The organism is Streptomyces sp. SID5785, from assembly GCF_009870065.1.
Classification (GTDB): Bacteria; Actinomycetota; Actinomycetes; order Streptomycetales; family Streptomycetaceae; genus Streptomyces.
On sequence record NZ_WWIA01000033.1, the window covers coordinates 1 to 7,472 of the forward strand.

The window sequence follows — 7,472 nt, forward strand, 5'->3', positions numbered from 1 at the left end:
TGGCCTGCGTGGCGGTCGCGGGCGGCGCGCTCGACGGCCGGCCGGCCGGGGCGTGGCGGACGGTGCTGCTCGTCGCGTCGGCAGTGGCGATGGGCGGACAGTCGGGCGCGATGGTCGCGGCGGGTACGGGCGCGGCGCCCACGACGTACTTCACCGGAACCCTCACGACGCTGGTGACCGGAACGCTGGACGGTTCGGGCCGCGGCGGCGACGCCGCATGGGGTGCGGGGCGGCTGCTCGCGGTGGCGTGCGGCGCGGCCGGAGCGGTCCTCGTGCACCGGGCGGCGGAGCCCTGGGCGTTCGTGCCGCCGGCCGTACTCACGGCCGCGGCGGTGCTGTGTCAGAAACCTGCACAGCGATTGCGCAACGCGGTCACGACGGTTCACGAAAATCCATTGCGGGATACACGCGACGGGCGTCATTGATGCGCCCGTGTCCCATTCCGGGAAAGTGCGCACACCACGTTCACGATTCCCGCCGTGAAGAATGTGAAGGAGCTGCCGCCCCTTCGTGAACGGATCCACACCGGGCGGGAGTTGAGCGGGCACATTGCCTCTGACCGGGGACCTTCCGATTGGCTGTGCGAGCGCCGGGCGTGCTTTGATCCTCCGCATCGTGGCCCGGGACGGACTCGGTTCCCCGCCGGATCACCGCACCGGCCGCGTTATTTGAAATACCCCGACATACCATTGAGAAGGGCGGCTCAATCATGAGCAACACCCCCCAGGTCGAGACCCTCGAGATTTCCGACGCCGAGCTGGACAACGTGTCCGGCGGCCTGGTCGGCGGCGTCGCCGCCAACCTGACCGGCACCCTCGACTCCGTTGCCCCGGTCTCGGGCGTCGTCTCGGGCCTCACCGGCACCGTCGAGGGCCTGACCGGTGTCAACACCGGCGCCGTCACGGGTCTCGCCACCGGTCTGGTCGCCGGCCTCTGAGGCTGATCCGACGGATCGGTCCGTCGCCGTCCTGACCGGCGACGGGCCCCCAGGCCCCGGGACCCCCTCCGGTCCCGGGGCCTTCGGCCGCGCCCGGACCTGTTCCCCCCCTTCCGGTCCGGGCGCGGCCCGTACCGGTCTACGTAAGGGAAGACAGCACGTGCAGTTCCGCCAACAGGCCCTGTCCAAGCTGCAGTCGCCGGAGGCGCTCGACCTCCCCGTGCGGCTCGCACGGCCGCAGGGGCTGCTCGTGCTCGCCGTCACGCTCGTCGTGATGGCGGCCTCCGCGGTGTGGGCCGTGACCGGTTCGGTGTCCTCGACCCTGCGGGCGGACGGCATCCTGACCTACGGGCAGGGCAGTTACGTGCTCCAGACCCCGGTCACCGGCCAGGTCACCGGCGTGTACGTGCGCGAGGGCGAGCGGGTCCGGGCCGACGCCCCACTGCTCAAGGTCCGTACCGAGCAGGGCGACCGCGCGGTGCGGGCGATCGAGGCGGGCCGGGTGACGGCCCTGGTCGCGCGGGTGGGCGCCGTCGTCACGACCGGCTCCGACGTCGCGACCGTCGAACGCACGGGCTCGTCCCGCGATCCGCTCGTCGCGATGCTCTACGTGCCGGCGACCGGCGCGGGCACCGTCCCGGCCGGCGCCACGGTCGATCTGACGGTCCCGCAGGCCAAGCAGTACGGCGTGCTGCGCGGCACGGTGAAGGCGGTCGGCCGCGGCGCGCAGACGCGGCGCCAGGTCGCGGACCTTCTCGGCGACACCGAACTGGCCGGGCAGTTCACCCGGGGCGGCCCGCAGGTCCCCGTCCTCGTCAAGCTCGACGCGTCCTCCACGACCGAGTCCGGTTACGCCTGGTCGACCCCCGACGGACCCCCGTACCCGCTCACCTCCATGACCCTCGCCTCCGGCGCCGTGCACCTCGCCGAGCAGCGCCCGATCGATTGGCTGCTGCCGTGACCACGACCTCGCTGCCGCCCGCCGGCCACGGCCGCCGCCGGGCCCGCCCCACTCCCCCGCCGCGCCGCCGCCGCTCGGTGCGCACCCCGACCGTGCTGCAGATGGAGGCCGTCGAGTGCGGCGCCGCCTCCCTCGCGATGGTCCTCGCCCACCACGGCCGGCACGTCCCGCTGGAGGAGCTGCGCATCGCGTGCGGTGTCTCCCGGGACGGCTCGCGCGCCAGCAACCTCCTGAAGGCGGCACGCAGTTACGGACTCACGGCCAAGGGCATGCAGATGGAGCCCGGGGCCCTCGCCGACGTGCAGGGGCCCGCGATCCTTTTCTGGGAGTTCAACCACTACGTCGTCTACGACGGCACGGGCCGCAGGTTCGGCCGGCGCGGGGTGCACATCAACGACCCCGACAAGGGACGCCGGTTCGTGCCGATGGAGGACTTCGACACGAGCTTCACCGGGGTGGTCCTGGTGCTCGAACCCGGGGACGGGTTCCGCCCGGGCGGCCGCCGCCCCGGGGTGCTCAAGGCGCTGCCCGGTCGGCTGCGCGGCACGACCGGCACCATGCTGGCCGCGCTCCTCGCGAGCCTGCTGCTCGTCGCCGTGGGCGCGGCGGTGCCGGCGCTCAGCCGCACCTACATCGACCTGTTCCTGATCGGCGACCAGACCTCGCTGCTGGGCGCGCTGTTCGCGTCGATGGGAGCGATGGTCGCGCTCACAGGCGTCCTGACCTGGCTGCAACAGGCGAATCTGCTGCGCGGCCGCATCATCTCCTCCACGCTGAGCAGCGCCCGGTTCTTCGGCCACCTGCTGCGCCTGCCCGTCACGTTCTTCGCCCAGCGCAGCCCCGCGGACCTGGTGCAGCGGCTGCAGTCGAACGACGCGGTGGCCGAGACCCTGGCGCGGGACCTGACGGCGGCCGGTGTGGACGGCATCGTGGTGCTGCTCTACGCGGCACTGCTGTGGACCTACGACCCTCAGCTGACCCTCGTCGGCGTCGGGATCGCCCTCCTGAACGTGGTGGCGATGCGCATCGTCGTCCGGCTGCGCGCGACCGGCACCCAGAAGCTGCGGGCCGACTCGGCGCGGCTGACCAACACCTCGTACACGGGTCTTCAGCTGATCGAGACGATGAAGGCGACGGGCGGCGAGAACGGCTGGTTCCGGCGCTGGGCGGGACAGCACGCCACCACCCTGGAGGAGCAGCAGCGGCTGGGCGTGCCGAGTGCGTGGCTCGGCGTCGTGGCACCGACACTCGCGACGCTGAACAGCGCGCTCATCCTGTGGATCGGCGGGCTGCGGGCCGTCGAGGGCCATCTGTCGGTCGGTCTCCTCGTCGCGTTCCAGGCGCTGGTCACCCGCTTCACGGCGCCGATCACCCGGCTGAACGGGGTCGCGGGCCGGATCCAGGACTTCGCCGCCGACGTGGCCCGGCTCAAGGACGTCGAGAACTTCCCGGTCGACACGCTGTACGCGCGCCCCGAGCAGGTGCGCAGCACGCGGCGCCTCAAGGGGCATGTGGAGCTGGAGAACATCACGTTCGGGTACAGCCCGCTGGACAAGCCGCTCCTGAACGGGTTCTCGCTGACGGTGGGACCGGGCCGGCAGGTGGCGCTGGTCGGCGGTTCGGGCAGCGGCAAGTCGACGGTGTCGCGGCTCATCTCCGGCCTGTACGCGCCCTGGGAGGGCGTGATCCGGATCGACGGGACGCGTCTCGAGGACATCCCGCGCGGAGCACTCGCCGCGTCCGTGTCCTTCGTCGACCAGGACGTCTTCCTCTTCGAGGGCACCGTGCGGGACAACGTCGCGCTGTGGGACCCGTCGATCAGCGACGAGGCGGTGGCCGACGCGCTGCGCGACGCCTGCCTGTTCGACGTCGTGGCGCGCCGGCCGGGCGGCGTGCACGGGCGCGTCGAGCAGGACGGCCGGAACTTCTCGGGCGGGCAGCGCCAGCGGCTGGAGATCGCGCGGGCGCTGGTGCGCCGCCCCAGCATCCTGGTGCTCGACGAGGTGACGAGCGCACTCGACGCCGAGACCGAGCAGACGGTCATGGACAACATCCGTCGGCGCGGCTGCGCCTGCGTGGTGATCGCGCACCGGCTGAGCACCGTGCGCGACAGCGACGAGATCGTGGTCCTCGACCACGGGGAGGTCGTCGAGCGCGGCCGGCACGAGTACCTGGTGACGGCCGGGGGACCCTATGCCGAACTGGTCAGGGAGCACTGAGGTGACTTACACGCACGAGGGACTCCCGTCCCACGCCGCGGCGTCGGACCAGGTCGTGGCCGCGTTCGGCGGGCTCGGCACGCCGGTCGACTGCGCGGGCGTGCGCAGCCTGCCGCTCGAGGGCCCGCACGTGCTGTGGCTGGTCGCGGACGGCGTCCTCGACCTGTTCGCGGTGGACGCGCTCGCGCAGGGCCACTGGCACTTCCTCGGCCGTCTCGAGCCGGGCACGCTGCTGCTCGGCCCCGTCGAGGGCGCCCAGCACACACTGGTGGGCCGCCCCGCGACCGGCTGCGTCCTGCGCCGGATCCCGCTGCGCGAACTGCCGTACTCGCCGCCCACGCACGAGGGCGCCTACGCGGCCGCGTACGGCGGCGGCTACGAGACGGCGTGGAGTCTGCTGGAGGAGGCGTTCGCGCTCGGTGTGGGACGCGGGCAGCGGGTGCTGTTCGAGGCGCCGCTCGACGGCCGCACCACGACGGACGCCGGGCTCGACGGGCACGGCGAGAGCGACGACGACGTGCTGTGGCCCCAACTCGCCCCGGGCAGCGTGCAGTACGGGGCCGCGTACGCCGCGGACGCGGCGGCCGACCTGCTGGTGGACGCCGGGCTGTGGCAGCGGATGGTGAACCAGCAGTACCGGCTGCTGTCCGCGCTCGACCGCTGGATCGAGCGGCTCGAGAGCGCGCACGAGGACCGGGCCGCGGCGGGCATCCGCGCCGGTGAGGCGGTCCGTGAGCAGGCGGAGCGCACCCTGCTCGCGTCGATCGACTCGCGCAGGCGGCGCGGCCGCGGCGGCGAGGCGGCGGGCGTCGACGCGACGTACGCGGTGTGTGCGGTGGTGGCCCGCGCCGCGGGCATCACGCTGGTCGAGCCGCCGCGCGGGCAGGCGGTGAGCGACCGGGTCGAGCCGGTGGAGCAGATCGCGGTGGCGTCCCGGGTGCGGACCCGGCCGGTGCGGCTGGCGGGCGCCTGGTGGCGCGAGGACTCCGGGCCGCTGGTCGGGTTCCGGGCCGCGTCCGGGGCCCCGGTCGCGCTGCTGTGGCGGCGCGGCGGCTACGAGGCGGTGCACCCGTCGGGCGAGCGCAGGACGCGCGTCGACGAGGACAACGCGGAGGACTTCGAGGAGCGGGCCGTGATGTTGTACCGGCCGTTGCCTCAGGGGCCGTCGAGCCCGTGGCGGCTCATGCGGTTCAGCATGCGCGCCGCGGGCGCGGACGTGCGCAGGCTGCTGCTCGCGGGCCTCGTGACCGTGGTGCTCGGCGCGCTGGTGCCGATCGCGACGGGCCGGGTCCTCGGCACCTATGTGCCGACCGCGCAGACGGGCCTGATCACCCAGGTGTCGCTCGCCGTCGTGGTCGCGAGTGTCGTGTCGGCCGTGTTCATGCTGCTCCAGAACCTGACCGTGCTGCGGGTCGAGGGCCGGGTGGAGAGCGTCCTGCAACCGGCGGTGTGGGACCGCCTGCTGCGGCTCCCCACCCGCTTCTTCGCGTCGCGTTCGACGGGCGAGCTGGCGAGCGCCGCGATGGGCATCAGCGCGATCCGGCGGCTGCTGTCCGGGGTGGGGCCGGTCGCCGTGCAGTCGGTGACGATCGGCGCGATGAACCTCGTGCTGCTGCTCGTCTACAGCGTGCCGCTCGCCCTCGCCGCGCTCGGCATGCTGGTGCTCGTCGCGGGCGTGTTCCTGACCCTCGGGCTGTGGGAGCTGCGCTGGCAGCGGCAGCTCGTCGAGCTCGGCAACAAGCTGAACAACCAGGCGTTCCAGACCCTGCGCGGGCTGCCGAAGCTGCGGGTGGCGGGCGCGGAGAGCTTCGCGTACGCCTCCTGGGCGCAGGAGTTCGCGCGCAGCAGGGATCTGCAGCGCCGTGCGGGCCGCATCAAGAACGTGACGACGGTGCTCAACGCCGTCTATCTGCCGCTGTGTTCCCTGGTGATGTTCATGCTGCTCGCGGGCCCGGCACGGGGTTCGCTGTCGGCGGCGGCGTTCCTGACGTTCAACACCGCGGTGACGATGCTCCTGACGTCGGTGACCCAGCTGACCGGCGCACTCCTGTCGGCGGCGGCGGTGCTGCCGATGTACGAGCAGATCAAGCCGGTCCTCGACGCGGAGCCCGAGGTGCAGGAGGCGGCGGCGCAGCCCGGGGAGCTGTCCGGGGCGCTGGAGGCGCGCGGTCTGTCCTTCCGGTACGGCGACGACGGGCCGCTGGTCCTGGACGACGTGTCGCTCGCGGTGCGGCCCGGTGAGTTCGTGGCGGTGGTCGGGGAGAGCGGCTGCGGCAAGTCGACGCTCCTGCGGCTCCTGATCGGCTTCGACGCACCGGTCTCCGGCAGCGTCCTGTACGACGGCCAGGACCTGTCCGCGCTCGACCGGGCGGCGGTGCGCCGGCAGTGCGGGGTCGTGCTGCAGAACGCGCAGCCGCTGACCGGGTCGATCCTGGACTGCATCTGCGGGGCGGAGGCGTTCACGCAGGAGGAGGCCTGGGAGGCGGCCGCGATGGCGGGGCTCGCCGAGGACATCAAGCGGATGCCGATGGGGCTGCACACGATGATCGCCGGGGGCGGCGCCGTCTCGGGCGGTCAGCGGCAGCGGCTGATGATCGCACAGGCGCTGATCCGGCGGCCGAAGCTGCTGTTCTTCGACGAGGCGACGAGCGCGCTGGACAACGAGACGCAGCGCGTCGTCATCGACAGCACGCGGGCGCTGCGGGCGACCCGGATCGTCATCGCGCACCGGCTGTCGACGGTCCTCGACGCGGACCGGGTGATCGTGATGGCGGGCGGCCGGGTCGTGCAGCAGGGCGCGCCCTCGGCGCTCCTCGCGGACACCGGGGGCCGGCTGCACGAGCTGGTGCGGCGGCAACTGGTGTGAGCGGAGTTCCGGCCGGCGATCAGTCGAGGCGCTCGGACTCGTGCCAGCCGGCGTGCAGGGCCCGGTACTCCTCGGGCGTCGCCTTCGGCACGTACGTGCCGGGGCCGTACATGGCCCGCGCGAGCCGGGCCCGCAGGCGCTGGCGGACGGTGAAGCGACGCACCGCGCCGTCGGCGTCGACCTTCGGCCCCAGTTCGTACGGCTTCGGCTCCTCGTGGGCCGTGAGGCGGTACAGCTCGCCGCGGGTGAGCGGCTCGTGGACCTCGGCGTACTCTCCCCGGCCGGTCTCGTGCCCGTGCGGTGCTCCGGGCCGGTGTTCCGCGAACACTCCGCGCAGCCGCGAGCGAACGGACCGACGGACCCGACCACCCCTCATACGCAGCCCCCTCAGGGTCGTTGAGTCCCCGTCAGAGTAGAACGGGCACGGGGCCGCGGACAGGGGGCGACACGTCACGGCGCCGGGCTCGGTGTGCGGGGTGGGGCTGCCGA

General features: G+C 73.3%; 6 protein-coding genes. 5 read left to right on the forward strand and 1 reads right to left on the reverse strand.

What is annotated here, in order from left to right:
• The 5 genes from GTW43_RS01175 to GTW43_RS01195 form a co-directional block, all read left to right on the forward strand.
• The coding region (locus tag GTW43_RS01175) for a DUF1275 family protein (RefSeq protein ID WP_161299654.1) at positions 1-425 on the forward strand (425 nt) is incomplete at its 5' end.
• 284 nt (positions 426-709) lie between these two features.
• Positions 710-937, forward strand: a complete 228-nt coding sequence (locus GTW43_RS01180; protein WP_161299655.1) for a type A2 lantipeptide — start codon at positions 710-712, stop codon at positions 935-937.
• Positions 938-1,097: 160 nt separating this feature from the next.
• Positions 1,098-1,898 carry an HlyD family efflux transporter periplasmic adaptor subunit gene (locus tag GTW43_RS01185; protein ID WP_161299656.1) on the forward strand — a complete coding sequence of 267 codons (801 nt, stop codon included), beginning with the start codon at positions 1,098-1,100 and terminating at the stop codon, positions 1,896-1,898.
• 11 nt (positions 1,899-1,909) lie between these two features.
• Positions 1,910-4,117 carry an NHLP family bacteriocin export ABC transporter peptidase/permease/ATPase subunit gene (locus tag GTW43_RS01190; protein WP_272922487.1) on the forward strand — a complete coding sequence of 736 codons (2,208 nt, stop codon included), beginning with the start codon at positions 1,910-1,912 and terminating at the stop codon, positions 4,115-4,117.
• Position 4,118: 1 nt separating this feature from the next.
• Entirely contained in the window at positions 4,119-6,983 is a 2,865-nt protein-coding gene (locus tag GTW43_RS01195) for an NHLP bacteriocin export ABC transporter permease/ATPase subunit (protein WP_343245851.1), read from the forward strand.
• Between the two features lie 19 nt (positions 6,984-7,002).
• Here GTW43_RS01195 and GTW43_RS01200 read toward each other — a convergent pair whose 3' ends face one another.
• Positions 7,003-7,311, reverse strand: a complete 309-nt coding sequence (locus GTW43_RS01200) for a hypothetical protein (RefSeq protein ID WP_161299659.1) — start codon at positions 7,309-7,311, stop codon at positions 7,003-7,005.
• Positions 7,312-7,472 lie beyond the last annotated feature (161 nt).